Below are 24,357 nucleotides of genomic sequence, written 5' to 3' on the forward strand. Positions count from 1 at the left end.
GGCGCAGCGCACATGGCCGGGCACGATAAAACGCAGCACAAGTCGCAGGATCAGACCAAGCGGCAGAAGCTGGACGCGCTGCACAAGCACGTGAAGTCCCTGAAGTTCGAGGACGCGGGCTTCGCGGCGATCGGGTTCTGCTCGGATCTGTCCGACGCGATCGGCAAGGCACGGGAGACCCCCGTGCCCTTCGGTGACCCGGACCACATCGACGGCGTCGCGGCGAGCTACACGCGCGCCGCGGAGCTCTTGGAGTCCGCGCAGGGCGACCTGGGAAAGGTGGCGAAGGCCGGACTGCCCGCGGTGTGGGTGGGCACGGCCGGGGAGAAGGCGAGCGAGGTCGTGGGCGCCGCCTCGCGCACCACCGACGAGACGGCCGAGAAGCTCCGGGAGGCCGTGCCGGTGCTGCGGCAGCTGGCCATCGACATCGGGGCGGCGCAGGCGACGGACGAGTACGCGCGCGTCGCGCTGGACTACGGGAAGTCGCTGTGCGGCATGTTCAGCGATCACGAACAGCTCCTGGAAGCCAAGAAGGCCACCCTCGACGGCATCACGTACCTGATGGAGGCGGACGACCGGGCCAAGGAGGGCGGGAAGAAGGCGGCGGACAAGCTCAACAAGCTGGCCGCACAGGCCCGGACCCGGAAGGTCACCGCCGGCGGCCTCACCGACGCGGACCGGCTGGTCATCGCCGACGCGGCCGATCCGGGCGGCCCCGCGGACCTCAACGAGATCCTCAGCGCCAACGAACTCAAGCGCTCCGCGCAGTTCAGGGACAAGATGAGCGCGCAGGACCAGGCCGAGTTCGACCGGCTGATCTCCCGCGCCAAGTCCCCGCAGGAGAGCGCGTATCTGATGAAGGCCCTGGCCGCCGGGTACGACATCAAGACGCTGCGGTCCTTCGGCGAGGACATCCACGGCCGGGACGCGACCTGGCTGCGCGAACACCTCGCGCCGTTCCACACCAGCGGGGACACCAGGGTCGGCCTCGAGTTGGCGTCCGAGTTCGACGTCCCCGGCTCGAAGGGGGCGGTGTGGATGCAGCCCGACAAGAGCGGGACCTGCGTGGCCTCGTCCACCGTCACCGCCCGCGCCCTGGTCGACCCCGTCTACACGCTGCGGCTGACCACCGGCGGGCACCCCGGCGACCCGGCGTACGACAGCCCCGCCGCGTTCGAGAAGCGGCTGCTCGACGAGCAGACCCGGGTCCACAAGGAGGGCGACGGCGGTCCCCTCCCCGACGGGGGCATGGACGATATCGGCAAGAACAACGTCCTCAACGACGAGGTCGCGTCGCACACCGGCGCCCGCTACGAGCACCACGACATGTACACGGCGGAATCCCGGCGCAAGGCCCTGCCCCTGATCGAGGAGGCGGTGGACCAGGGCAAGCCGGTCCCGGTCGGTGTGCACGGGTTCGACACCATCGACGGGCAGAAGGTCTCGGTGGCGCACGCGCTGATGATCGTCGGCCACGAGGGCGACAAACTGGAGGTCTACAACCCCTGGGGGTTCACCAGCTGGGTCAGCGAGGACGACTTCCTCAACAACCACATGGACAAGGCTTCGGACAAGCGCCTGCCGGAGGCCTACAACTTCAATCTTCCGAAGTGACCAGCACCACCCTGAGCGAGACCTCATGACACACCAGAACATGACCGACAAAGAGCTGATCGCCCTCGACGTCCCCCTGATGATCCGCTACGGGCTGATGTTCGGCGGCGCCCACCGCACCGCGCTCTTCGGGGACGGGGCGATCGCCGCGGCGCTCGGGGCCGAGCGGCTGGAGGTACAGCCGCGGTCGGTGGCGTACCTCGCGGAGGTGGTACGGCGCGGGGGCACCCGGATGGCCTCCGAGCTGCCGGAACCGCTGCCCGGGCCCGAGGCGGGCGCGCTGGCGCGCGACTGGCTGGGGACGGCCGCGCCCCTGGTCAAGGGCGTGGCGGAGGACGAGACGGTGGCACGGTGGCTGGAAGCGGTGGCCGCGGTGCTGGAGCTGCGGGTACGGGCCCGCGGCGACCGATGAGAAAAGGCCGGTTCGGGGGCACCGGCAGGCGGGCGCCCCGCCCGCTGGTTAGCATGGGGCGATGTTGTCGATGCGATCGGACGGGGCTGAGTAGTCGCCATGAGTGAACAGCGCATGTTCGGCAGGCTGCGCGCACGAGTGGATCAACTCACCCATGAGATCCTCAAGTTCGGAGCCGTCGGCGGGGCCGGTGTGCTCGTCAACCTCGGCGTCTTCAACCTGATCAGCCATGTCACCGAGCTGCCCACGGTGCGGGCCAGCATCGCGGCGACCATCGTCGCCATCGCCTTCAACTACGTCGGGTTCCGGTACTTCACCTACCGGGACCGCGACAAGCAGGGGCGCACCAAGGAACTCACCCTCTTTCTGCTGTTCAGCGCGGTCGGCCTGATCATCGAGAACGGCGTGCTCTACACGGCCACGTACGGGTTCGGCTGGGACAGCCAGCTCCAGAACAACGTGTTCAAGTTCCTCGGCATCGGCATCGCCACGCTCTTCCGGTTCTGGTCCTACCGCACCTGGGTGTTCCGCGCGCTGCCCGCCAAGGAGGCGGTGGAGACGGCCGAGTCCTTCCTCTCCGAGACGCCCGACCGGACGGTCAGGAAGTAGTCAGGAGTAGTCAGGAACCAGCGCCCTCGCGCCCGGCGTCGCCCTCGCGGCTCAGGAAGAGCGCGAAGACCGGCGGGTGCTGCTGGAGCAGCTCCAGACGGCCGCCGTCCGCCTCCGCGAGGTCGCGGGCGACGGCGAGCCCAAGACCCGTGGAGTTGCGCCCGCTGACCGTGCGCTCGAAGACCCGCGCGCCCAGGTCGGGCGGCACGCCTGGCCCCTCGTCGGACACCTCGACCACCGCCTGGTTGCCGGTCACCCGGGTGCGCAGCGCGACCGTTCCGTCACCGTGCATCAGCGAGTTCTCGATCAGCGTGGCCAGCACCTGGGCGACGGCCCCCGGGGTGCCCACCGCCCGCAGCCCCTTCTTCCCGGAGCGCACGATGGCGCGGCCCTCGCTGCGCGAGGCCGGGCGCCACTCCTCGATCTGCTGCTTGACCACCTCGTCCAGGTCGAAGGCGACCGCGGAGCCGGTCCGCGGGTCCCGCGAATTGGTCAGCAGCCGCTGGACGACGTCGGTGAGCCGCTCCACCTGGGCCAGCGCGATCTGAGCCTCCTCCTTGACCGTCTCCGGGTCGTCGGTGAGCGTGATCTCCTCCAGCCGCATGGACAGCGCGGTCAGCGGCGTACGCAGCTGGTGCGAGGCGTCGGCGGCCAGCCGGCGCTCGGCGGTGAGCATCCGGGCGATCCGCTCGGCGCTCGAGTCGAGCACATCGGCGACCCGGTCCAGCTCCGGCACCCCGTAGCGCCGGTGGCGGGGGCGCGGGTCCCCCGAGCCCAGGCGCTCGGCGGTCTCGGCGAGGTCGGTGAGCGGGGCGGAGAGCCGGTGGGCCTGCCGTACGGCGAGGAAGACGGCGGCGAGCACGGCGAGCAGCGCCACCGCCAGGATGATCAGCATGGTGCGGCCGATCTCCTGGCTGACGGTCGAGCGCGACGCCTCGACCAGCACCGTCTCGCCCTGCTCGCCCTTCTCCTTGGCGGAGATGACGCTGCCGGTCGGGCGCCGGCCGATCTCCACCACATCGTGGCCCGGGATCCTGATCAGGGCGTAGCGGCCCGGCTCGATCTGCTCCCGCAGCACCGTCGGGGTCACCCCCTCGCCGCCCAGCAGTCTGCTGTCGACGATGCTGACCAGGCGCACCGCGTCCGATTCGACGCTCTCCTGGGCGCTGTTCTCGATGGTCCGGGTCTCCACGATGACCAGGGAAAGACCGAAGACGGCGATGACGACGAGCACCACGGCGAGCGTGGAATTGATCAAACGACGGCGCATAGCCCTACCGTGTCACGCTGGGGATGTCTCTCGGCTTTGCTCAGGTTTTCTCAGCTTTTCTCGAAGCGGAACCCGACCCCGCGCACGGTGGCGATGTACCGGGGGTTGGCCGCGTCGTCGCCGAGCTTCTTGCGCAGCCAGGAGATGTGCATGTCGAGGGTCTTGGTGGACGACCACCAGGTGGTGTCCCACACCTCGCGCATCAGCTGGTCGCGGGTGACGACCCGCCCCGCGTCCCGGACCAGGACCCGCAGCAGATCGAATTCCTTGGCGGTCAGCTGGAGCTCCTCGTCACCCATCCAGGCGCGGTGCGACTCGACGTCGATGCGCACCCCGTGGGTGGCCGGCTGCTGCGCCTGCGTCTCCACGGCACCGCGCCGCAGCAGGGCCCGCACCCGGGCCAGCAGCTCGGCGAGGCGGAACGGCTTGGTGACATAGTCGTCGGCGCCGGCGTCGAGGCCGACCACCGTGTCCACCTCGTCCGCGCGCGCGGTGAGCACCAGGACGGGGAAACCGTGGCCCTCCGTACGCAGACGGCGGCACACCTCCAGGCCGTCCATGCCCGGCAGGCCCAGGTCGAGGACGAGCAGGTCGACGCCTCCTTGCAGCCCGGCGTCGAGCGCGGTGGGTCCGTCCTCCCGCACCTCGACCTCGTATCCTTCGCGGCGCAGGGCGCGGGCGAGCGGCTCCGAGATGGACGCGTCATCCTCGGCGAGCAGTACTCGGGTCATGGGGTGATGGTAGTCCGACCACGTTCGCGCACGGGGCGCGCACGGGACTACGGCCGAAGCACAAAAGGTTGCACACGGCACGCGTGAGCTATCTCTCAATACGGTCATTGTCGTGCATGGCGTGTCGTATGGTGACAGGGAGTCCGTAGCAACTTTTCGGGACCTTTGGCCGTAATCGCAGCGCCGAAGGTCCTCGTCGTGTACGGGGCCGCAGCCATCTGCTCTGCCGGTCCGGCACACGGCCGCCACCCCCCACCGGGCACGCCCTCGTGCGACACCCTGCCCGGGCATGAGCACATACAAGGAACCACCATGGCGTCCAGCCAGACGAAGGGCGCGGCCAGGCAGGGAACCCCTGCCGACGGCGGCAAGACCTTCTTCGGCCACCCCCGCGGCCTGGCCACTCTCTTCATGACCGAGATGTGGGAGCGCTTCAGCTTCTACGGCATGCGGGCCCTGCTGGTCCTCTACCTGATCGCCGGGGGCCCGGACGCCAAGGCCGGCAGCCAGGGCGGCGGCCTTGAGCTGACGCAGGGCAACGCGGTGGCCATCTACTCGGTGTACCTGGCCATGGTCTATCTGCTCGCGATGCCGGGCGGCTGGTTCGGTGACCGCGTCTGGGGCCCGCGCAAGACGGTCGCCGTCGCGGCGGGCATCATCATGGCCGGCCACCTGGCGCTCGCCGTGCCCGGCCAGGCGACGTTCTTCGCCGGTCTGGCGCTGGTCGCCCTGGGCTCGGGGCTGTTGAAGGCCAACATCTCCACGATGGTCGGCCACCTCTACGACGGCCCGTCCGACCCGCGCCGGGACGGCGGCTTCACGATCTTCTACATGGGCATCAACCTCGGTGCCTTCGCCGCCCCGCTGGTGATCGGCACCATCGGCCAGCAGTACAGCTGGCACCTGGGCTTCGGGCTCGCCGCGGTGGGCATGGGGCTCGGCCTGATCCAGTTCCTGGTCGGCACCCGCCATCTGAGCCCGCGCAGCAGCGTGGTGCCGACCCCGCTGGCGGTCGCCGAGCGCAACGCCTGGCTGCGCAAGGGCCTGATCTGGCTGGCCGTCGCGGCGGTCTTCTACACCGTGGTGGTGGCCACCGGCCACTGGACGCTCAACTGGGCGCTGGTGCCGATCACCATCCTGGGTCTGATCATCCCCACCGGGGTGCTGGTCCGCATCAAGCGCGACAAGGAGCTCACACCGGTCGAGCAGACCAAGGTGAGCGGCTACATCTGGTTCTTCGTGGCCGCGGCCGTCTTCTGGATGATCTACGACCAGGGCGGCTCGACGATGTCCGCCTTCGGCGAGACCAAGACCGCCGACACGATCTTCGGCCTGCACTTCCCGTCGTCCTGGTTCCAGTCGGTGAACCCGCTGATGGTGATGGCGCTGGCGCCGGTCTTCGCCTGGGCCTGGCTGGCCCTGGCCCGGCGCAGCCGGGAGCCGGGCACCATGGCGAAGTTCGCCCTGGCCCTGCTGCTGATCGGCGCGTCCTTCTTCGTCTTCATGGTCCCGATGGGGATGGCCTCGGACGGTGCGAAGGTCAGCCCGATGTGGCTGGTGTCGATCTATCTGATCCAGACCATGGGCGAGCTGTGCCTGTCGCCCGTGGGGCTCTCGGTGACCACCAAGATGGCGCCCGCGAAGTACGCGAGCCAGATGATGGGCGTGTGGTTCCTGGCCGTCACCGCCGGCGACTGCGTCACGGGCCTGCTGTCCATCGCGGGGGTCGACCTGAGCGGCGTGGGGATCATCGCGCTGGAGGCGGCGGCGGCCGCGGCGGCCGGTGTCGCGATCTATTTCTCGCGCAAGAAGGTCGTGCGGCTGATGGCCGACGTCCACTGAGACGCCGTGGATGAGTGAGGGGCCCGGCGCGGGTGATCGCGCCGGGCCCCTCGCGTACGCGCCGTGCGTCAGCGGGTGCCGCGCAGTTTGCGCCAGGGGGTCAGGGTGAAGACGGCGGCGCCGAGCAGGATGGCCGTGCCGGCCACCAGCCCGAGGGCCTTGAGGCCGCCGTGGTCGCTTGCCCCGGTCTCGGCAAGCCCGCCGCTGGTGGAGGTGCCACCGCCGGACGTGGAGCCGCTGGTACCGCTGGTGCCGCTGCCGCTGGAACCGCTGTCGCCGCCGGAGGTGCCGCCCGGCTGGGCCGTGGTGTCCAGCTCGAGCGAGGCCTGGGTGCCGCTGGCGGGGGTGCAGGTGGTCGTCGTACCGAGCGCCTTGACCGTGAGCACCCCGGGAGTGAGCGTCGACTTGCCGCTCGCGCCGGGCTTGTAGGTGCCGGTGAGGTCGGGGATCTCGATCGGGGCGCCGGACTTGATGGCCTCCTTGTTGGTCGGGCCCTCCACCGCGACCGTGCCCTTGTCCGCGCCGGCGACCTTGACGGCCATCGACGGCTTGACCGAGTCCGCGGGGATGTCGGCCGGGCTGTCCATGACCGACTTGCCGAACTTGACGGTCAGGTCGAAGCTGCCGCTCTTCTTGACGGCGTCGATGCGGACCGGGGAGGTGGCGTTCTTGTCGCCGATGGGGGTCTTGCAGGCGTAGGCGACCTGGACCTCCTTGCCGGTGTGCGAGTCGCCGCCACCGCCGCCGCCCGTGGTGGTGCCGCCCGTGGTGGTGCCACCGGTCGTGGTGCCGCCTGTTGTGTTACCGCCGGTGGTCGAGCCGCCCGTCGTGGTGCTGCCGCCGTCCGTCACCTTGATGGTGGCCGCGGCCTTGACCGCCTCCTTCGCCGAACACTTGGTGTCCGTGGACAGCGGCTTGCTGACGTTGATGTTGTACGCGCCCGGGGTCAGCGTCACCTCCCCCGCCTTCGTCAGCTTGAGCGTGCCCTTCATGTCGGACAGCTTCATCGGGCTGTCCTTGGGGATCGCCGGGTTCTCCCGCGGCCCCTCCATGGCCAGTTCGCCCGTCTGCGCGCCGCCCACCGTGACGGTGCCGGTCGGCAAGACGGTGTTCTCCTCGAGGTCGAGGATCGGCGGGTTCTTGGAGGCGGCCTGCACCGTCTTCCAGACGACCTCGACCTCGTCGCCGACCTTCGCCGTCGCCGGGGCCTGCACGTCCACCGTCGTGGTGCCCTCCACCGGAGGCAGGCCGGAGATCGGCGGTGGCAGACACTCGGTCGCGTACGAGACCTCGGCCGCCCGTGCGGTGCCCGCGCCCATCAGCACGCCCGCACCGCCGAGCAGCAGCGCGACCGCTGCCGCGCCCACTCTTCGTTGCGTACTCACGTCGTTCCTTTCGGGGTCGGTCGGTTCTCCTGGGACGGTGCGGAAAGTTGTCGCTCAGTTCGCTCTGTTCGCTCTGTTCGCTCTGTGCCTTTCGCCTGAGGCAGTGAGCTGCCCGGCAGGGTGTCCGGGGTGAACCAGGGCAGCGCGCCGCCACCCTCGCTCTCCGCCGGGGCCGGGGTCCTGGACGGCGGCCGGGGGGTGCGCGGGTTACGCGGCGGCCACCGCCGTACCGGGCGACGGCGGCCACCGCGCCCGCTGACCACCGCCGTACGCGGGCGCACCTTGTCCACGACGGCCATGCCGATGCGGAAGACCGCCGCCGGGACCACCACGCACAGCAGGATCCAGAAGAGCGTGACGCCCCATGGCCGCCCCACCGTCCACGGCTGCTCGACCAGCACCTTCCCGCCGTACCTGAGCGACACCTGATAGTCGCCGTGCGCGCCCGCCGACAGCTCGACGGGGAGCTTGACCTGCGCCTTCTTCCCGGCCGCTATGGTCCCCCGCCACTGCTGCTCCTCCCAGGAGGGAGCGAACACGCCGTGCGAGGTGCCCACCTGGAAGACCGGGTCGCGGGCCGGGGTGGAGCCGAGGTTGGCGACGGTGACCACCAGACGCCGCTGCGGTGGCGCGCCGAACCAGGTGAGCAGCCCGCTCGAGCCGTCGAGGCGCGCGGACAGCGCCCGCAGCCGCTCGCCCCCGGTCCCCTCCCGCTCCGGCAGCGGCTCGACCGGATGCCCCGCGACGCGGAACGTCACATCCACGGTGGCGGCTTCGCCGGTGACGGTCGCCACATGGATGACGCAGGGGCACGGCTCGGGCGGCTCGGCGACCGGCAGCTTCTTGCTGAAGGCGCCCTGGGCGTCGGTGGTGACCGCTCTGCCGTCGGAATTGGCGCAGGAGTTGGTGCCGCCGATCATGTTCTGTCCGCAGATGAGCATCATGAGCAGTGCGCGGGGCCGCCATCCCCGGCCGCTCACGGTGACCGTGCCGCCCGCGCCCGCCTCCTCCTTCGACACCGTCGCGGTCGGTCCGTCGGCCGCGGCGGCCCGGACCTGCGGCGGCGCGCCGAGCGCCAGCACGACGAGCGCGAGCACGGCCAACAGCGCGGCGAGCGGGCGGTGTCCGCGGGAAGCCGCGCCTGGGGGCCTCGGCGCCGGGCGCGGGGTCGGCTGGATGTCCGTACGGCCTGTCACGTCCTCGCTCCTGACCCCGTGCCTGCCGGTTCCCGTGTCTCCCGCGCGGGTTCCACGGGCGCGCCGCCCTCCGCGCCGCCGTCCGCGCCGCCGTCCTTCGGGCCTGTCCCGGGGACGCCGGGCCTGTGGTGGCGGCCGCGCCGCCTCCGCATCAGCCAGGCGCTCCCGCCCCCGGCCGCGCCGAGCCCCACGGCCGCCGCCCCGGCCACGACGCCCCGGGGCACGGCGGTGTAGCCGGCGGAGGCGGTGGCGTGGGCGCCGCCCGCCGCGGTGACGGTGAGGGTGACGTCCACCGAGTCGAGGGCGGGCGCGCCCGGCCACTTCTCGGTGAGCCGCACCCGGCGGCCCGGCGCCAGTCGGACGGGCAGCGTGCGGGCGTCCCGGCGGAGCACCTCGCCCAACAGCCCGTCGGCGCGGACCGCCAGCCGGGGCGTCAGCACGGTGTTGCCGCGGTTGACGAGCGCGTAGTGGATGGCGGCGCCGCCGTCCGCCTTGACCACCTTCATGTCCTCGACGGAGAGCGCCGCCAGCGTCCGCCCGCCGACCCGCAGATACACCGGTACCCGGACCTCGTGGCCGCCGCCGGAGACGAGGATGGCGCCGGGGTGGTCGCCTGGCGGCGTCTCGGGCGGGACGGTGAGGGTGAAGGGGACGTCGGCGCGGGTGCGGGCCGGGACCGTGACCCGCTTGGCGGCGAGCGCGATCCACGCGCCGCCGGAAGCGGCGTCCGCGGCACGGAGTTGGACGGTACGGGGCCGCTTGCTGTGGTTGACGACCGAGAGCCGGTCCCGGAGCGCGCTGCCCGGCCCGCCCTCCAGATAGAAGTACGGCCGGTCGTCGGCGCCCGGCCCGCCCGCGCCGCCGGCCGCGGGGCGCGCGGACCAGTCCGGCCCGGCGGCCGTGGCGGGCGCGGTGAGCGGCGCTGCGGCGAGCAGGGCGGTGGCGAGGGCGGGCACGGCGGCGACCGTCCACGCTGCGCGGATACGAGACGGCATCGGCGGCTCCTTGAGTGCTGGTGCTGGTGCTCGTGCTCGTGCCTGACCGCGGGGCGGCGGCGGACCCGGCCCGGCCCGGTGTCCGGCTGACGCCCCTACGCGCGGCGCGTACGCCCGCGTCGGGTCAGCCAGAGCGTTCCGGCCGCTCCGGCGAGGACCACCGTGGCGCCGAGCGTGCCGAGGGCGACCGCGGAGTCCGCCGGTCCGGTCTGCGGAAGGCTGCCGCCGGAGGAGCTCTGCGCACCGCTGGTGCCGCTGGTTCCGCTGGTTCCGGATCCGCCCGTACCGCTTGTGCCGCCGTCCGTACCGCTCGTGCCGCCCGAGCCGGCCGCGCCCGTGACGTCCAGGGTCAGGGAGGGCCCCGGGCTGTTGCCCGGTGTGCAGGTCGTGGTGGTGCCCAGCGCCTTGATGGTGAGGGTGGAGGCGGTGAAGGTGACCTTCCCGTTCTTCTTCGGGGTGTAGTCGCCCGTCAAGTCGGTGATTTTGATCGGGGTGTTGGCGGGGATGGCCTCGGCGTTGGGGGACCCGGCGACCTTGAGCGTGCCGCTCTCCGCGCCGCCGAGCTTGATGAGCGCGCTCGGGTGCATGGCCCCCTTCCCCAGCTCGACGGGGCTGGAGGAGACGCCCTTCTGGAAGGACATGGTGAGCTTGTACGCGCTGCCGCTCTTCACGGCCTTGATGTCGATGGGCGACACGGCGCTCTTGTCACCGATCGGGGTCTGGCACTTGTAGTTGACGTCCACGGTGACGGCCCGCGCGGCCGGGGCGGTGAGGAGTACCGCCGAGCCGGCCACGGCCGCGGCGAGTGCGAGGGCTGCGCCACGGCCGGCGGGGTGGCGTTGTGTGTGGGACACCTCGAGATCCCCTCTCGTCAAGTGCCGCAGCCGAATGTTACTGACGACACATCAGATCGGGCGCTGACAGTACGCCGGGGACCTTATGGAGGGAAGACAAAGTACGCGCCGGTTCGACGCGAAGCGGGTGAAGATGTGGAAACCAGGGCCTGCGCGGGCCCGCGCAGGCCGCCGGGCAGGGAGGGGACCCCAGTCGTCAGGAGGGAGCGGCGAGTTCGGCCCAGACCGTCTTGCCGGCGCTGTCGGGGTTCCGTACGACCCCCCAGTCGAGGCAGAGCCGCTGCACGATAAACATGCCGTGCCCGCCGGGGCGGCCCGCGCGGTGCGGGGTGCGGGGGGCGGGGGTGCCCGAGCCGAGGTCCACCACTTCGAGCCGCAGCACCTTCGCCGAGCAGCTGACGCGCAGCTCCTCGGGCCCGTCGGCGTGCAGACAGGCGTTGGTGACGAGTTCGGAGACGACGAGCAGGACGTCCTCGGCGGCGGCTCGCTGATCGGCCGTCACCGCCGGGAGCCAGCCCCAGTCGCGCAGCGCGTCGCGAGTGAAGTCGCGAGCGCGCGGCACCGCGCCGCTGGCCCCGATCAGGTGGAGCCTGCGGGTCTGGCGGATGGGCCCGACGGGTGGGGTCGCCGTCGGGGTGGCCGAAGCAGCGGGGCCGTCCGGCTCCGGGCCACGGTCGCCCGGCGGGTACGGCCGGGTGGTGCTCATCAGCGGCTTCACCTCACCGATTCACCGATTCAGGGACAAGGAATACCTGATCTTTTCAACAGTTTCAGCCTGTCTCCTGCCCGACGAAAGCGTGAGAACACCCACTTCCTCCGAACGTCTCGTGTGACGCGGACTACGCATCCATGACGTGTCGGAGATGCCCCCGGGAAACACGGAAACAGGAAGAGCCCGCGCTACTCGACGAGCGCCGCGTCCAGGGAGTCGTGCACCGTGAAGACGGCCTCCGCCCCTGTGATCTCGAACACGCGCGCCACGACCGGCTGCATGGCCACCAGATGGACCGCGCCGCCCTCCGCCTCGGCCTTCAGACGGGCGCCGAGGAGGACGTTGAGTCCGGTGGAATCGCAGAACTCCAGCCTGGAACAGTCCACGACCAGCCGCGCATGCCCCTCCTCCACGCAGGCCTCGAGCGGTTCCCGCAACGCCTCGGCAGTGTGGTGATCCAGCTCACCCGCCGGTGTCACGACCGCGCTCGCCCCGTGGTGCCGAACCTCGACCCGTAGTCGGCCCTTGCTTGCGCTGCCGACCATCTGGCGGTCCATGTGCGCACCTCTTCTGGCGTCTCGTTGCTTTCGATTGCGCGTGTCGAACATTACGCCTTCTCCACCGCCTCCGGTACCCGAACAATCCACATACTTCGCCAAACACGGACAAGTTGGACTTGCCACTTGCAGGTGAATCCGGGTAGGCGTAGAGAGACACACCCGCCACGGCCGGCTTTGGAGGCGCCGCAAACCGCAGCAGTCGTAATGGCATCGGCAGCCATATGCCGAGAATGAGGGAGGAGACTTATGTCACCCCGGCTCGACGAATCGCGCACCGATTCCTCTGTGACCACTCGGACCACTCAGGACACTCGGCTCACCGCCTCGTCGACACCCCCGCCGCAACAGTTCACTTCCGGCCCGGATGGCCCTACGGTCACCGGTCTTTCTTTCGAGGATCTGCCCGAACTGGCCGATCTACCCGAGATCCCGCCGTATGAAACGGTAGGGCCGGTAGACGCGCGGGCGCTGTCCAAGACCCTCTTCGAGCGGCTCGAAATCCTCGAAGAAGGCACGCACGAATACGCGTACGTCCGCAACACCCTGGTCGAGCTCAACCTGGCCCTGGTCAAGTTCGCCGCCTCCCGCTTCCGCTCGCGCAGCGAGCCCATGGAGGACATCGTCCAGGTCGGGACCATCGGCCTCATCAAGGCCATCGACCGCTTCCAGCTCAGCCGCGGCGTCGAGTTCCCCACCTTCGCCATGCCGACCATCATCGGCGAGATCAAGCGCTTCTTCCGGGACACCAGTTGGTCGGTGCGGGTCCCCAGGCGGCTTCAGGAGCTGCGGCTCGACCTGGCCAAGGCCGGCGACGAACTGGCCCAGCGGCTGGACCGCGCCCCGACCGCCGCCGAGTTGGCCGTGCGGCTGGACATCACCACCGCCGAGGTCATCGAGGGCATGGCCGCGAGCAACGCGTACACCGCGAGTTCGCTGGACGCCCAGCCGGAAGAGGACGACACCGAGGGCGCGCTCGCGGACCGCATCGGCTACGAGGATCACGGCCTTGAGGGCATCGAATACGTCGAATCCCTCAAACCCCTCATCGCGGATCTCTCGCCGCGCGACCGGAAAATTCTCTCCCTGCGCTTCGTCGCGAATATGACGCAATCGGAGATCGGTGATGAGCTGGGCATCTCCCAGATGCATGTCTCCCGGCTGCTGTCGCGCACACTCGTCCGGCTCCGCAGAGGCCTGATGATCGAGGAGTAGCGCTCACCGCAGACGGATAAGGGCCCGCCCCCAGGCCTGGGACGGGCCCTTATCCGCGCCCGCGTGCGCCTTCCCCGCGACCATTCCCCGCACGCATTCCCCACATCGAATACCGGGACATGACTCCCCGTCCGCCGGGCGTCAGCCCCGGGTGGAGTCGGCGATCAGGCCGGCGACTTCCGGAAGCGCGTTCAGCGCCTCGCGCGTCCGCGCCCGCAGCTCGTCGCGGCCCGGCTCCCCCGGGGCCTGCGCCCACTCCTTGAGCGCGCTGCGCCACGCCGCCAGCATCAGCTCGAGCAGCAGCCGCACCCGCAACTCGTCGGTCGCCGAGTCGGGCCGGCTGCGTGCGACGGAGCGCACGAGGGCGTCGGTGACGTCCGCGCAGTGTCCGAGGCTGTGCGCGGTCAGCGCCGGAGTGCGGTCGGCGAGGGCGCGGCTGACGCGGAAGCGGCGCTCCCAGCCGTCCGCCATGTCCGCCACGGCGGCGAAGAGCGTGTCCTCGAGCGCCGTCAGCAGCGGGCCGGTCGGCGGCTGCGCCTCGATGCGCGCGCTGTACGCGGCCCACAGCTCCTTCTCGGGCGCGAGCGCGACGTCCTCTTTGGAGGCGAACGTACGGAAGAACGTGCGCTTGGACACCTCCACCGCGCCCACCAGCTCATCGAGCGTGACCGCGCAGAACCCCTTCTCCGAGAAGAGCGCCAGGGCGGTCTCGACCAGGGCCTCGCGGGTGCGCAGCTTCTTGCGCTCGCGCAGCGGCAGTTCGTTCACCACGCCCGGCAGCCTACCGCCCGGCGCCTCCCCGGGTCTTTTGCCACTTGTAGGCTTATGCCACTGAGTGGCACTATGGAATTCCTTGATCAGCAGCACCTGTGAACCGCGGAGGCGGACGTGCGCGCACTGACGATCGACCATGCGGCCCCCGGGCATCTGTCCCTGGCCGAAGTCCCTGACCCCGAGCCCGCGCCCCACCAGGCGCTGGTGCGGGTCGAGGCGTTCTCGCTCAACTACGGCGAGGTCTCCCACGTCCTGCCCGGCGGCGCCGACGGAGACGTGCCCGGCTGGGACGCGGCGGGCGTGGTGGTCCGGGCGGCGGCGGACGGCTCGGGCCCGGCCGCCGGCACGCCCGTGGTCTCCCTCGGCGCCGACGGAGCCTGGGCCGAGCTGCGCGCGGTGGACACCGGCCTGCTCGCCGCCGTCCCGCCCGGCACCGACCCCGGGGCGGTCAGCACGCTGCCGGTGGCCGCGGGCTCCGCGCTGCGCGCGCTGCGCCGCCTCGGGCCGATCCTGGGCCGGCGGGTGCTGGTGACGGGCGCGGGCGGCGGGGTCGGGCGCTTCGCCGTACAGCTGGCGGCCCGGGGCGGCGCGCACGTCGTCGCGGCCACCTCGGATCCGTCGAAGGAGACCGAGCTGCGGGCACTGGGGGCGCACGAGGTCGTCGTGAGCGCCGGAGAACCGGCCGCGGTGAAGCCGGCCGAGCCGGTGCACGGCGTGATCGACCTGGTCGGCGGCGCGGCGCTGGTCGCCGCGTACGAGACCCTGGCCCCGCACGGGACGCTGATCGCCCTGGGGCACAACGGTGGCGACAGCGAGAGCTTCCCGTACGGGGCCTTCTTCGGCAACGAAGGACACAACCGGTCCATCACCACGTACTTCCTGCTGGAGGACGTGGACGGGCTGGCCGAGGACCTGTCGTGGCTGGCCGGGCTCGTGGCGAGCGGCGAACTCGACCCGCAGATCGCCTGGCGGGGCGACTGGTCGCGGGCCACCGAGGCGGCCGAGGCGCTGCTCGGCCGCCGGGTGCGCGGTAAGGCGGTCCTGGAGGTGCCGGCGTAGGGGACGTCCGTCAGACCAGCGTGCCGCCGTGCCAGGCCGCCGCGACGAGGGGGACGCCGGGGCGGTAGGCGAGGTGGACGTGCGAGGGGGCGTCCAGCAGGACCAGATCGGCGCGGAGGCCGACGGCGACCCGGCCGACGTCGGTACGGCGCAGGGCCCGCGCCCCGCCGGCCGTGGCCGCCCAGACCGCCTCGTCCGGGGTCATCCGCATCTCACGGACGGCCAGCGCGACGCAGAAGGACATGGAGCTGGTGAAGGACGAGCCCGGGTTGCAGTCGGGTGAGAGCGCCACGGTCACGCCCGCGTCCAGCAGCCGGCGCGCGTCGGGGTACGGCGAGCGGGTGGAGAACTCCGCGCCCGGCAGCAGCGTGGCGACCGTGTCGCCCTGGGCCAGGGCGTCGACATCGGCGTCGGAGAGGTGGGTGCAGTGGTCGGCGGAGGCGGCGCCCAGCTCGACGGCCAGCTGGACGCCGGGGCCCTGGGTCAGCTGGTTGGCGTGCACACGCGGGGTCAGCCCCCGCTGCGCTCCGGCGGTGAGGATCGTACGGGCCTGGTCGCCGTCGAAGGCGCCCCGCTCGCAGAACACGTCGATCCAGCGGGCGCGCGGGGCGCAGAGGTCCAGCATCGGGCCGGTGACCAGATCCACGTACGCGGCGGCGTCGTCGGCGAACTCGGGCGGCACGACGTGGGCGCCCAGATAGGTGACCTCGTCGGTGTAGGCGGAGGCGACCTCCAGCGAGCGGGCCTCGTCCTGGGAGGTCAGGCCGTAGCCGGACTTGATCTCCAGGGTCGTGGTGCCCTGGCGGCGCGCCTCGCGGACGTAGTGCGCCACATTCGCGTCCAGGTCCTGGTCGGAGGCGGCGCGGGTGGCGGCCACGGTGGTGCGGATGCCGCCCGCGCTGTACGGGCGGCCGGACATCCGGGCGTTGAACTCCTCCGTCCGGTCGCCCGCGAAGACGAGGTGGGAGTGGGAGTCCACGAAGCCGGGGAGCAGCGCCCGGCCGCCGGCGTCGACCTGATTGTCGGTGGCGGGTGCTTTGCTCGAGTCACCGATCCAGGCGATGCGGTCGTCCTCCATCACGACGGCCGCGTCCTGGATCAGACCGAGGGGGCCTTCGCCGAGGGAGGGGTCGTTGGTGACGAGGGTGGAGATGTCGATGATGGCGGTCGCGGTCGTCATCGCGGGCGTTCTCCTTCATCTGGCCGGTCACCGGGCCCTCATGGGGCCGGTGGTGAAATGGCCGGTCGTGAAGCGGCCGGTCATGGGGCCGGTCACCGGGCCGGGCATGGTGCTGTGGCTCAGTCCCGCAGGGCCGCGATGGCCTCGGCCAGGGCCTCGGGGACTCGGGGGACGAGCTGGTGCGCCCCGTCCCGTACGACATGGCGCCCGCCGACCACGGTGTGCCGGACATCCGCGTTGGTCGCCGCGAATACGGCCGTCTCGGCGCCGAGGGCGGGCGGCGGTCCCGCCGTGCGGACGGAATCCAGTGCGATCGTCGTGAGGTCGGCGAGCGCGCCGGGCTCGATCCGGCCCGCGTCGTCGCCCCAGCCGAGGGCGGCGTGGCCGTCGGCGGTGGCGGCGCGCAGCAGCCGGGGCGCGCTCCAGTGGCCCCGGGTGCGGGTGTGCAGCCGCTCGTCCATCTCCATGGCGCGTGCCTCCTCCAGGATGTCGATCACGGCATGGCTGTCGCTGCCCAGCGAGAGGGTGGAGCCCGCCTGCTCCAGCTGGGCGGCCGGGCCGATGCCGTCGGCGAGATCGCGCTCGGTGGTCGGGCACATGCAGACGCCGGTGGCCGAGTGGCCCAGCAGCCGGATGTCCCCGGGGGTGAGATGGGTGGCGTGCACGGCCGTGGTGCGCGGGCCGAGCACCCCGTGGTCGGCGAGCACCCGGGTGGGGGTGAAGCCGTGCGCCTCGACGCAGGCGTCGTTCTCGGCGGTCTGCTCCGAGAGGTGGACATGGAGCGGGGCGGCATGGTGGTCGGCCCAGCCGGAGACGGTTCCCAGCTGGTCCACGGGCACCGCCCGCACCGAGTGGACGGCCGCGCCGATCCGGGTGTTGCCGTCGCCCTTGAGCCCGGACACCCGCTCCGCCCAGGTCTCCGCCGTGCCGTCGGAGAAGCGCAGCTGGTGGGCGTCGGGCTCGGCCCCGAAACCGGAGGAGAGATAGCAGGTGTCGAGGAGGGTGATCCGGATCCCGGCCTCGGCGGCGGCCGCGATCAGGGCCTCCCCCATCGCGTTGGGGTTGTCGTAGCGGGTGCCTCCGGGCGCGTGATGGAGGTAGTGGAACTCGCCGACGCAGGTGATGCCCGCCATGGTCATCTCGGCGTAGACGGCGCGGGCGAGATCGAAGTAGCGCTCGGGGGTGAGCTTGTCCGCGACGCCGTACATCACCTCCCGCCAGGTCCAGAAGGTGCCACTGCCCGCCTGGACCACGCCGCGCAGGGCGCGGTGAAAGGCGTGGCTGTGGGCGTTGGCCAGGCCCGGGAGGGTCAGCCCGCGCAGCCAGACGGCCCCGGCGGGCGGCACGGGCGTATCCGCCCGCACCTCCTTGATCCGGCCGTCGACCGCCGTCACGATGAGCACGTTCGGCTGCACGCTCCCGCCCAGCCAGGCATGCTCCGCCCAGTAGGTCTGCGCCGTCAGCGACACGCCAGGCCCTCCAGTACGTCGGCGAGTGCCGTCACCCCGGCGAGGCAGTCATCCTCGGTCGCCGTCTCGGCGGGTGAGTGCGAGACGCCGGTGGGGTTCCTTACAAACAGCATGGCGGTCGGTACGGACGCGGACAAAATGCCCGCGTCGTGTCCCGCGCCGGTGGGCAGGACCGGGGCCCCGCCGAGAAGCCCCGCCAGCTCGTCGCGGAGGCCATGGGCGAACTCCACCACCGGCGTGAACGACTCCCGCGTGACCTTGACCTTCACGCCGTCCCGCAGCCCGCGCTCCACGGCCGCGCGCTCGATCTCGCCGACGACGGCCGCGAGCGTCTCCTCGTCGGGGGCCCGGGAATCCAGCCAGCCCCGCACCAGCGAGGCGATGGCGTTGACGCCGTTCGGCTCCACGCCGACCTTGCCGAAGGTCGCCAGCGCCCCGGCGATCCGCGCCTTCTTGCGGGCGGCCAGGACGGTGTTCGCGTAGGTCAGCATCGGGTCGCGGCGGTCCTCCAGCCGGGTCGTCCCGGCGTGGTTGGCCTCGCCGTGGAAGTCGAACCGCCAGCGGCCGTGCGGCCAGATCGCGGAGGCGACGCCGACGGGGTGCGTGCCGTCCGCCAGGGCTCGGCCCTGCTCGATGTGCAGCTCCACGAACGCGCCGATGCGGGCCAGCCGCTCCGGGTCCGGGCCGATCGCCTCCGGGTCGTACCCGGCGCGCTCCATGGCCTGCGCCAGGCTCACCCCGTCGCCGTCGCGCAGCGCGTGCGCCTGCTCGGCGCTCAGCTGCCCGGCGGCCAGCCGCGAGCCCACGCAGGCCAGGCCGAAGCGGGCGCCCTCCTCGTCGCCGAAGTTGACGACGGCGAGCGGCTTGGCGGGGCGTGCCCCGCGCGAGCGCAGCTCGTCCAGCGCGGCGAAGGAGGAGACGACGCCGAGCGGGCCGTCGAAGGCGCCGCCGTCCGGCACGGAGTCCAGGTGCGAGCCCGTGACGACGGCGTCCCCGGCGGCCGGGTCGCCGAGCCAGGCCCACTGGTTGCCGTTGCGGTCCTCCTCGTAGGCAAGGCCGCGGGTCTCCGCCTGGGCGCGGAACCAGGCGCGGCAGTCGGCGTCGGCGGGGGTCCAGGCGTAGCGGCGGTAGCCGTGGGTTGCCTGGTTGCGGCCGATGGGGAGGAGGTCGCGCCACATCTCGTGGAACGTGGCGGGTGCGCCTGGCGCCGCCGCGGGTTCCGTTTCGTGGGCGGGTGCGGGCCGGTGGGCGGGGTGTGCCCACCCGTCCCTCCCCCAGCTACCGCTGGGAGGTGCCCCCTCTGCGGGACGATTGCCCACACTCATGCGGTGTCCTCCTCGCGCATGGGGATGCGGACGCCTCGTTCCGTCGCTACCTCGTCCGCGCGGTCGTAGCCCGCGTCCACGTGGCGGATCACGCCCATGCCCGGGTCGTTCGTCAGCACGCGGCGGATCTTCTCGCCCGCCAGCGCCGTGCCGTCGGCGACCGTGACCTGGCCCGCGTGGATGGAGCGGCCCATGCCGACGCCGCCGCCGTGGTGGATGGAGACCCAGGACGCGCCCGAGGCGACGTTGACCATGGCGTTGAGCAGCGGCCAGTCCGCGATCGCGTCCGAGCCGTCGAGCATCGCCTCGGTCTCGCGGTACGGGGAGGCCACCGAGCCGCAGTCCAGGTGGTCGCGGCCGATGGCGAGCGGCGCGGCGAGCGTGCCGTCGGCCACCATCTCGTTGAAGCGCTCGCCCGCCTTGTCGCGCTCGCCGTAGCCGAGCCAGCAGATCCGGGCGGGCAGGCCCTGGAAGTGGACCCGCTCCCCCGCCAGCTTGATCCAGCGGGCCAGCGACTCGTTCTCCGGGAAGAGGTCGAGGATGGCCTTGTCGGTGGCCGCGATGTCCTTGGGGTCGCCGGACAGGGCCGCCCAGCGGAAGGGGCCCTTGCCCTCGCAGAAGAGGGGCCGGATGTAGGCGGGCACGAAGCCGGGGAAGGCGAAGGCGCGGTCGTAGCCGGCCAGCTGGGCCTCGCCGCGGATCGAGTTGCCGTAGTCGAAGACCTCGGCGCCCGCGTCCATGAAGCCGACCATGGCCTCGACGTGGATCGCCATGGCCTCGCGCGCCCGCTGGGTGAAGTCGGCGGGCTTCTCGGCGGCGTACGAGGCCATCTCGTCGAAGTCCACGCCCAGCGGCAGATAGGCCAGCGGGTCGTGGGCACTGGTCTGGTCGGTGACGATGTCGATGGGGGCGTTCATCGCGAGCAGCTGGGGGACCAGCTCGGCCGCGTTGCCCAGGACGCCGATGGACAGCGGCCGCCTGGCGTCGCGCGCCTCGACGGCCAGCTGGAGGGCGTGGTCCAGGCTGTCGGCCCGTACGTCCAGGTAGCGGTGTTCGATACGGCGCTCGATGGCGCGCGGGTCGCAGTCGATGCAGATGGCGACGCCGTCGTTCATGGTGACCGCGAGCGGCTGCGCGCCGCCCATGCCGCCGAGCCCGGCGGTGAGGGTGATGGTCCCGGCCAGGGTGCCACTGAACTTCTTCGCGGCGACGGCGGCGAAGGTCTCGTACGTGCCCTGGAGGATGCCCTGGGTGCCGATGTAGATCCACGAGCCGGCGGTCATCTGGCCGTACATGGTCAGGCCGAGCGCCTCAAGACGGCGGAACTCCTCCCAGTTGGCCCAGTCGCCGACCAGGTTGGAGTTGGCGATCAGCACGCGCGGCGCCCACTCGTGGGTCTGCATGACGCCGACCGGCCGGCCCGACTGGACCAGCATCGTCTCGTCCTGCTTCAGCGTGGTGAGCGTGCGGACCATGGCGTCGAACGAGCGCCAGTCGCGGGCCGCCTTGCCCGTGCCGCCGTAGACGACGAGCTTGTCCGGGTGCTCGGCGACCTCCGGGTCGAGGTTGTTCTGGAGCATCCGCAGAGCGGCTTCCTGCTGCCATCCCCGGGCACTGAGTTCGGTGCCACGCGGTGCGCGTACGGGTCGCGGTCCTGACATGGGCCGTGCCTCCCTGCCGTTGACTGGATCAATATATTCACATCTTTGCTTCGATGAATAAGGTTAGTCAATACCGGGCTCACGGAGTGTTCCGGGAGGCGGACTTGCGGTTGACGTATACGTCAGGTCTTACCGTCTCGGCGTTCCGCTCCACCGCGACACCTCCACACCGAGGAGCGCTCCATGCCACAGCCCGCGCCCGTGCCCGGATCCGTGCCCGCCACCCACCGCCAGGTACTCCTGGCCGACCGCCCCCGGACCACGCTCACCACCGACCACTTCGCGGTCGTCACCGCCCCCGTGCCCGAGCCCGGCCCGGGGCAGGTGCTGGTCCGCAACCGGCTCATGAACGTCGCCGCCGTGATGCGGCCGCTGACCCTCGCCGACCCCGACAGCTTCGAACTGTCCCAGTTGCTCCAGCGGCCCGGCGACCCCATGCACGGCCCGGCCGTCGGCGAGGTGGTCGCCGCACCCGGCACCGATCTCGCCCCCGGCGAGCTGGTCCGGCACCGGCTGGGCTGGCGCGAGTACGCGCTCGTGGAGGCCGCGGAGGCGGAGCGGCTGGGCCCGGAGGGGCTGCCCGACCCCGCCGCGTATCTCTCGCAGGGCTTCGCCTCCTGGCTGGGCGTGGCGCGCGGGGCCGAGGTGCGGGCCGGGGACACCGTGTTCGTCACCGGCGCGGCCGGCGGGGTCGGCACGCTGGCCGGGCAGTTCGCCCGGCTGCACGGCGCCGCCCGGGTCATCGGCTCCACCGGCTCCCGGCGCAAGGCCGACTACCTGGTCCAGGAGCTCGGCTACGACGCGGCGGTGGTCCGGGGCGCCGGGCCGATCGAGGCCCAGCTGCACGAGGCGGCCCCGGACGGCATCGACGTGCTCTTCGACAACGTCGGCGGCGAGCAGCTGCTGGCGGCGCTGGCCGTGGCCCGCCGGGGCGCCCGCTTCGCCCTCGTCGGCGCGCTGTCCGCCCAGCTGACCGGCGACGCCATGGCCACCACCCCGATCAGCACCTTCGCCCTCATCGCGCGGGGGATCACGCTGCGCGGCGTCGCGGCCTACGACCACATGGACGCCTATCCCGAGTACGTGCGCGAATTCGGCAGCGCGCTGCGCGAGGGCACGATGACCTATCCGCACACCCGGCTGCGGGGCGTCGAGCAGGCGCCGCGCGCGCTGTGCGAGCTGGTCGAGGGGCGCCATGTCGGCGCGGTGCTGGTGGAGTTGTAAACGGCGCGGCGCGACAATGGCGTCAAGGCGCAAAGGAACGGGGGACGGGGGACCCATGCGCATCGGGGACGCGGCGGCGGCCGCCGGGCTGACGCCGCGGGCGCTGCGCTACTACGAGCAGCGCGGGCTGCTCACCGCGCGCCGCACGCCCTCCGGGCACCGCGACTACACGGCCGAGGACGTGCGCCATCTGCGCGCCGTGCGCGAGCTGCTGACCGCCGGCCTGACCATCGAGGACGTACGGGCCCTCGTGGCGGCCATCGAGGCGCTCCCCGCGGCCGCCGAGCCCCGGACGGACGGGGAGCCCGGTCTGTGCACCCTCCCCAACATGATCGTCCGGCGCCGGCTGACGTATCTCGACGAGCGCATCGAACGGCTGACGGAGCTGCGCGACGGGCTCACGCAGCGCGTCGGCGGCCCGCTGCGCGACCTCGGCCGCGACCTGGGCTCCACAGGCTAGGCCCGGCCGACGGCCACTTTTCCCCACCCCGCCGCTTTCCGGCTCTCGGCCAGACGAGCCCCCGCCGCGCGGTGAGCCCTGCATCCGGCTCCCGCCCCCGGGGGCTGGGGCGGAGACCGCACATCGGCTGGGGCCGGGAAGGGGCGGGGCAGGGGAAACCCACCTGGCCCACCACGTGGGACGGGCCGCGGAGCGGGCTGGGCGGCGGGGGCGCGTGGTGGTTGGCTGGTGACATGACATCGAATGCGGTGGCAACGGGGGCGGGCGCGGCCGCCCGGCGGGAGCGGGCGGTGCGGGCCGCCGTGGAGCAGGGGCTGATCGGCCCCGACCAGCCCGTCGTCGGGCTGCTTGACGTGGCGGGCATCCGCGCCGCCGCGGCCGAGCTGCGGGCCGCCTTCGACGAGGTCGTCGCGCCGGGCACCCCCGTGCTGCACGCCTTCGCCGTCAAGGCCGCCGCGCTCGTCCCCGTGCTGCGGCTGCTGGCCGACGACGGGATCGGCTGCGAGGTGGCCAGCCCCGGCGAGCTGGCCCTGGCCCGGGCCGCGGGGGTCGCGCCCGAGCGCATCGTGCTCGACTCGCCCGCCAAGACCCACGCCGAGCTGCGCGAGGCCGTCGAGCTCGGCATCGCCGTCAACGCCGACAACCCGCAGGAGCTGGCCCGCCTGAACGCGCTGGTGGCGCCGCAGAGCGGCCCCGGGCCCGCGCTGCCGCCGGGCCCCCTGGGGCTGCGGGTCAATCCGCAGGTGGGCGGCGGCAGCATCGGGGCGCTCAGCACCGCCACCGCGACCTCGAAGTTCGGGGTGGCGCTGCTGGACGTGGGGGCGCGCGAGTGGGTCGTGAACGCGTTCACGAAGCGGCCCTGGCTGACCCGGCTGCACGCGCACGTGGGCTCCCAGGGCTGCCCGCTGGACCTGATGGCGGCGGGCGTACGGGCGGCGTACGAGCTCGCCGAGGAGATCAACCGGAAGGTCGGCCGACAGCAGATCGACACGCTCGACATCGGCGGCGGGCTGCCGGTCAACTTCGGCTCCGACGAGATCACCCCCGGCTACCGCGACTACGCCCGTCTGCTGCTCGCCACCGTCCCCGGGCTGTTCGACGGCCGGTACGGGCTGGTCACGGAGTTCGGGCGGTCGCTGGTGGCCAAGTCCGGCACGGTCCTGGCGCGCGTGGAGTACACCAAGTCGGCGGGCGGCCGCCCGATCGCCGTCACCCACGCGGGCGCCCAGCTGGCCACGCGCACCGTCTTCGCCCCGGAGTCATGGCCGTTGCGGGTCGCGGCGTACGACGGCGAGGGCGTGGCCAAGCCGACCGGGCCGGGCGGCCCGGTGCCGCAGGACGTGGCCGGGCCGTGCTGCTTCGCGGGCGACCTGGTCGCCGTGAACCGGCCGCTGCCCGCGCTGGAGTCGGGCGACCTGGTCGCGCTGCTCGACACGGGCGCGTACTACTTCTCCAACCACTTCGCGTACAACAGCCTGCCCCGCCCCGGGATCTACGGCTTCTCGGTCAGCGGCGGCAGCGGCGGCAGGAACGGCCGAGTGCGCTTCGCGCCCGTACGCTCGCCGCAGTCCGTCGACGAGATCGTCGCCGAGAGCGGCGGCGAGCACACGGGCGCGCTGTCGGGGCTTTGAAGCCTCCCCTTTGGAGGTCTTCTGCCATCGGCGCCGGCCAGCGGCGGCAGGCGTTCAGTCGAGCGGCGGCAGGCGTTCAGTACAGCCACCAACTTCCCTTCCCCCGGCGGGTGGCTGTTAGCCTTCTGCCCAGGTCGTCCACCGTATGGAACCCAAGGCTCCGTATGGTCGGGCGGCCCTAC

At 72.2% G+C, this 24,357-nt stretch carries 22 protein-coding genes; 9 read left to right on the top strand and 13 right to left on the bottom strand.

The window, feature by feature from the left end:
• The first annotated feature begins 12 nt into the window (after positions 1–12).
• The 3 genes from ABTY62_RS41870 (at position 13) to ABTY62_RS41880 (ending at position 2,635) form a co-directional block, all read left to right on the top strand.
• Entirely contained in the window at positions 13–1,614 is a 1,602-nt protein-coding gene (locus tag ABTY62_RS41870) for a peptidoglycan-binding protein (RefSeq protein ID WP_352134625.1), read from the top strand.
• A 40-nt stretch (positions 1,615–1,654) separates the two neighbouring features.
• Positions 1,655–2,026: a hypothetical protein gene (locus ABTY62_RS41875; RefSeq protein WP_352134626.1), complete on the top strand. Its 372-nt coding sequence runs from the start codon at positions 1,655–1,657 to the stop codon at positions 2,024–2,026.
• A gap of 99 nt (positions 2,027–2,125) precedes the next feature.
• Positions 2,126–2,635 carry a GtrA family protein gene (locus ABTY62_RS41880; protein ID WP_352134627.1) on the top strand — a complete coding sequence of 170 codons (510 nt, stop codon included), beginning with the start codon at positions 2,126–2,128 and terminating at the stop codon, positions 2,633–2,635.
• Positions 2,636–2,645: 10 nt separating this feature from the next.
• On the opposite strand, the gene ABTY62_RS41885 is transcribed toward ABTY62_RS41880, so the two are convergent.
• On the bottom strand, positions 2,646–3,905 hold the full coding sequence (locus ABTY62_RS41885; RefSeq protein WP_352134628.1) for a sensor histidine kinase: 1,260 nt from the start codon (positions 3,903–3,905) through the stop codon (positions 2,646–2,648).
• Positions 3,906–3,955: 50 nt separating this feature from the next.
• Positions 3,956–4,636 carry a response regulator transcription factor gene (locus ABTY62_RS41890; protein WP_014177112.1) on the bottom strand — a complete coding sequence of 227 codons (681 nt, stop codon included), beginning with the start codon at positions 4,634–4,636 and terminating at the stop codon, positions 3,956–3,958.
• A 312-nt stretch (positions 4,637–4,948) separates the two neighbouring features.
• Here ABTY62_RS41890 and ABTY62_RS41895 point away from each other — a divergent pair, with 312 nt between their 5' ends.
• Positions 4,949–6,478 carry a peptide MFS transporter gene (locus tag ABTY62_RS41895; protein ID WP_352134629.1) on the top strand — a complete coding sequence of 510 codons (1,530 nt, stop codon included), beginning with the start codon at positions 4,949–4,951 and terminating at the stop codon, positions 6,476–6,478.
• Positions 6,479–6,546: 68 nt separating this feature from the next.
• Here the strand turns inward: ABTY62_RS41895 and ABTY62_RS41900 are convergent, their stop codons facing one another.
• The 6 genes from ABTY62_RS41900 to ABTY62_RS41925 form a co-directional block, all read right to left on the bottom strand.
• On the bottom strand, positions 6,547–7,845 hold the full coding sequence (locus ABTY62_RS41900; protein WP_352134664.1) for a hypothetical protein: 1,299 nt from the start codon (positions 7,843–7,845) through the stop codon (positions 6,547–6,549).
• 14 nt (positions 7,846–7,859) lie between these two features.
• Positions 7,860–9,059 carry a hypothetical protein gene (locus tag ABTY62_RS41905; RefSeq protein ID WP_502997628.1) on the bottom strand — a complete coding sequence of 400 codons (1,200 nt, stop codon included), beginning with the start codon at positions 9,057–9,059 and terminating at the stop codon, positions 7,860–7,862.
• Positions 9,056–10,054, bottom strand: a complete 999-nt coding sequence (locus tag ABTY62_RS41910) for a COG1470 family protein (RefSeq protein ID WP_352134630.1) — start codon at positions 10,052–10,054, stop codon at positions 9,056–9,058. The genes ABTY62_RS41905 and ABTY62_RS41910 overlap by 4 nt, the downstream gene beginning before the upstream one ends.
• Before the next feature lie 95 nt (positions 10,055–10,149).
• Positions 10,150–10,908, bottom strand: a complete 759-nt coding sequence (locus tag ABTY62_RS41915; protein ID WP_352134631.1) for an LPXTG cell wall anchor domain-containing protein — start codon at positions 10,906–10,908, stop codon at positions 10,150–10,152.
• 196 nt (positions 10,909–11,104) lie between these two features.
• Complete coding sequence (locus ABTY62_RS41920) at positions 11,105–11,614, bottom strand: ATP-binding protein (protein WP_352134632.1); 510 nt, start codon at positions 11,612–11,614, stop codon at positions 11,105–11,107.
• A 194-nt stretch (positions 11,615–11,808) separates the two neighbouring features.
• Positions 11,809–12,177, bottom strand: a complete 369-nt coding sequence (locus ABTY62_RS41925; protein ID WP_352134633.1) for an STAS domain-containing protein — start codon at positions 12,175–12,177, stop codon at positions 11,809–11,811.
• A 249-nt stretch (positions 12,178–12,426) separates the two neighbouring features.
• Between ABTY62_RS41925 and ABTY62_RS41930 the strand changes: the two genes are divergently transcribed.
• Positions 12,427–13,392, top strand: coding sequence for an RNA polymerase sigma factor SigF (locus ABTY62_RS41930; protein ID WP_352134634.1), 966 nt, complete (start codon positions 12,427–12,429; stop codon positions 13,390–13,392).
• Positions 13,393–13,533: 141 nt separating this feature from the next.
• Here ABTY62_RS41930 and ABTY62_RS41935 read toward each other — a convergent pair whose 3' ends face one another.
• Positions 13,534–14,163, bottom strand: a complete 630-nt coding sequence (locus ABTY62_RS41935) for a TetR/AcrR family transcriptional regulator (RefSeq protein WP_352134635.1) — start codon at positions 14,161–14,163, stop codon at positions 13,534–13,536.
• A gap of 117 nt (positions 14,164–14,280) precedes the next feature.
• On the opposite strand from ABTY62_RS41935, the gene ABTY62_RS41940 reads away from it, so the two are divergent.
• The gene (locus ABTY62_RS41940; protein ID WP_352134636.1) at positions 14,281–15,225 is read left to right on the top strand and encodes a zinc-binding dehydrogenase; all 945 of its coding nucleotides are present in this window, start codon (positions 14,281–14,283) and stop codon (positions 15,223–15,225) included.
• Between the two features lie 10 nt (positions 15,226–15,235).
• Here ABTY62_RS41940 and hutI read toward each other — a convergent pair whose 3' ends face one another.
• The 4 genes from hutI to hutU form a co-directional block, all read right to left on the bottom strand.
• Positions 15,236–16,405 (bottom strand): imidazolonepropionase, encoded by a 1,170-nt coding sequence (gene hutI, locus ABTY62_RS41945; protein ID WP_352134637.1) that lies wholly within the window; start codon positions 16,403–16,405, stop codon positions 15,236–15,238.
• Between the two features lie 119 nt (positions 16,406–16,524).
• Positions 16,525–17,874, bottom strand: coding sequence for a formimidoylglutamate deiminase (locus ABTY62_RS41950; protein WP_352134638.1), 1,350 nt, complete (start codon positions 17,872–17,874; stop codon positions 16,525–16,527).
• Positions 17,865–19,052 carry an allantoate amidohydrolase gene (locus tag ABTY62_RS41955; RefSeq protein WP_352134639.1) on the bottom strand — a complete coding sequence of 396 codons (1,188 nt, stop codon included), beginning with the start codon at positions 19,050–19,052 and terminating at the stop codon, positions 17,865–17,867. The genes ABTY62_RS41950 and ABTY62_RS41955 overlap by 10 nt, the downstream gene beginning before the upstream one ends.
• Positions 19,053–19,195: 143 nt before the next feature.
• Complete coding sequence (gene hutU / locus ABTY62_RS41960; protein WP_352134640.1) at positions 19,196–20,860, bottom strand: urocanate hydratase; 1,665 nt, start codon at positions 20,858–20,860, stop codon at positions 19,196–19,198.
• 183 nt (positions 20,861–21,043) lie between these two features.
• Here hutU and ABTY62_RS41965 point away from each other — a divergent pair, with 183 nt between their 5' ends.
• The 3 genes from ABTY62_RS41965 to ABTY62_RS41975 all read left to right on the top strand — a co-directional run bounded on the left by ABTY62_RS41965 (position 21,044) and on the right by ABTY62_RS41975 (position 24,175).
• Positions 21,044–22,084: an MDR family NADP-dependent oxidoreductase gene (locus ABTY62_RS41965; protein WP_352134641.1), complete on the top strand. Its 1,041-nt coding sequence runs from the start codon at positions 21,044–21,046 to the stop codon at positions 22,082–22,084.
• Positions 22,085–22,139: 55 nt separating this feature from the next.
• The gene (locus ABTY62_RS41970) at positions 22,140–22,544 is read left to right on the top strand and encodes a MerR family transcriptional regulator (RefSeq protein ID WP_352134642.1); all 405 of its coding nucleotides are present in this window, start codon (positions 22,140–22,142) and stop codon (positions 22,542–22,544) included.
• 233 nt (positions 22,545–22,777) lie between these two features.
• Positions 22,778–24,175, top strand: a complete 1,398-nt coding sequence (locus ABTY62_RS41975) for a type III PLP-dependent enzyme domain-containing protein (protein ID WP_352134643.1) — start codon at positions 22,778–22,780, stop codon at positions 24,173–24,175.
• The last annotated feature ends 182 nt before the right edge of the window (positions 24,176–24,357 follow it).

The organism is Streptomyces sp. NPDC097640 (assembly GCF_040302705.1).
Taxonomy (GTDB): domain Bacteria; phylum Actinomycetota; class Actinomycetes; order Streptomycetales; family Streptomycetaceae; genus Streptomyces.

Bases quoted from the DNA above. Each gene is read 5' to 3' on its own strand.
- ABTY62_RS41870 (WP_352134625.1), top strand. From the start codon at position 13: ATGGCCGGGCACGATAAAACGCAGCACAAGTCGCAGGATCAGACCAAG.
- ABTY62_RS41875 (WP_352134626.1), top strand. From the start codon at position 1,655: ATGACCGACAAAGAGCTGATCGCCCTCGACGTCCCCCTGATGATCCGC.
- ABTY62_RS41880 (WP_352134627.1), top strand. From the start codon at position 2,126: ATGAGTGAACAGCGCATGTTCGGCAGGCTGCGCGCACGAGTGGATCAA.
- ABTY62_RS41885 (WP_352134628.1), bottom strand. From the start codon at position 3,905: ATGCGCCGTCGTTTGATCAATTCCACGCTCGCCGTGGTGCTCGTCGTC.
- ABTY62_RS41890 (WP_014177112.1), bottom strand. From the start codon at position 4,636: ATGACCCGAGTACTGCTCGCCGAGGATGACGCGTCCATCTCGGAGCCG.
- ABTY62_RS41895 (WP_352134629.1), top strand. From the start codon at position 4,949: ATGGCGTCCAGCCAGACGAAGGGCGCGGCCAGGCAGGGAACCCCTGCC.
- ABTY62_RS41910 (WP_352134630.1), bottom strand. From the start codon at position 10,054: ATGCCGTCTCGTATCCGCGCAGCGTGGACGGTCGCCGCCGTGCCCGCC.
- ABTY62_RS41920 (WP_352134632.1), bottom strand. From the start codon at position 11,614: ATGAGCACCACCCGGCCGTACCCGCCGGGCGACCGTGGCCCGGAGCCG.
- ABTY62_RS41925 (WP_352134633.1), bottom strand. From the start codon at position 12,177: ATGGACCGCCAGATGGTCGGCAGCGCAAGCAAGGGCCGACTACGGGTC.
- ABTY62_RS41930 (WP_352134634.1), top strand. From the start codon at position 12,427: ATGTCACCCCGGCTCGACGAATCGCGCACCGATTCCTCTGTGACCACT.
- hutI (WP_352134637.1), bottom strand. From the start codon at position 16,405: ATGACGACCGCGACCGCCATCATCGACATCTCCACCCTCGTCACCAAC.
- ABTY62_RS41955 (WP_352134639.1), bottom strand. From the start codon at position 19,052: ATGTGGCGCGACCTCCTCCCCATCGGCCGCAACCAGGCAACCCACGGC.
- hutU (WP_352134640.1), bottom strand. From the start codon at position 20,860: ATGTCAGGACCGCGACCCGTACGCGCACCGCGTGGCACCGAACTCAGT.
- ABTY62_RS41965 (WP_352134641.1), top strand. From the start codon at position 21,044: ATGCCACAGCCCGCGCCCGTGCCCGGATCCGTGCCCGCCACCCACCGC.
- ABTY62_RS41970 (WP_352134642.1), top strand. From the start codon at position 22,140: ATGCGCATCGGGGACGCGGCGGCGGCCGCCGGGCTGACGCCGCGGGCG.
- ABTY62_RS41975 (WP_352134643.1), top strand. From the start codon at position 22,778: ATGACATCGAATGCGGTGGCAACGGGGGCGGGCGCGGCCGCCCGGCGG.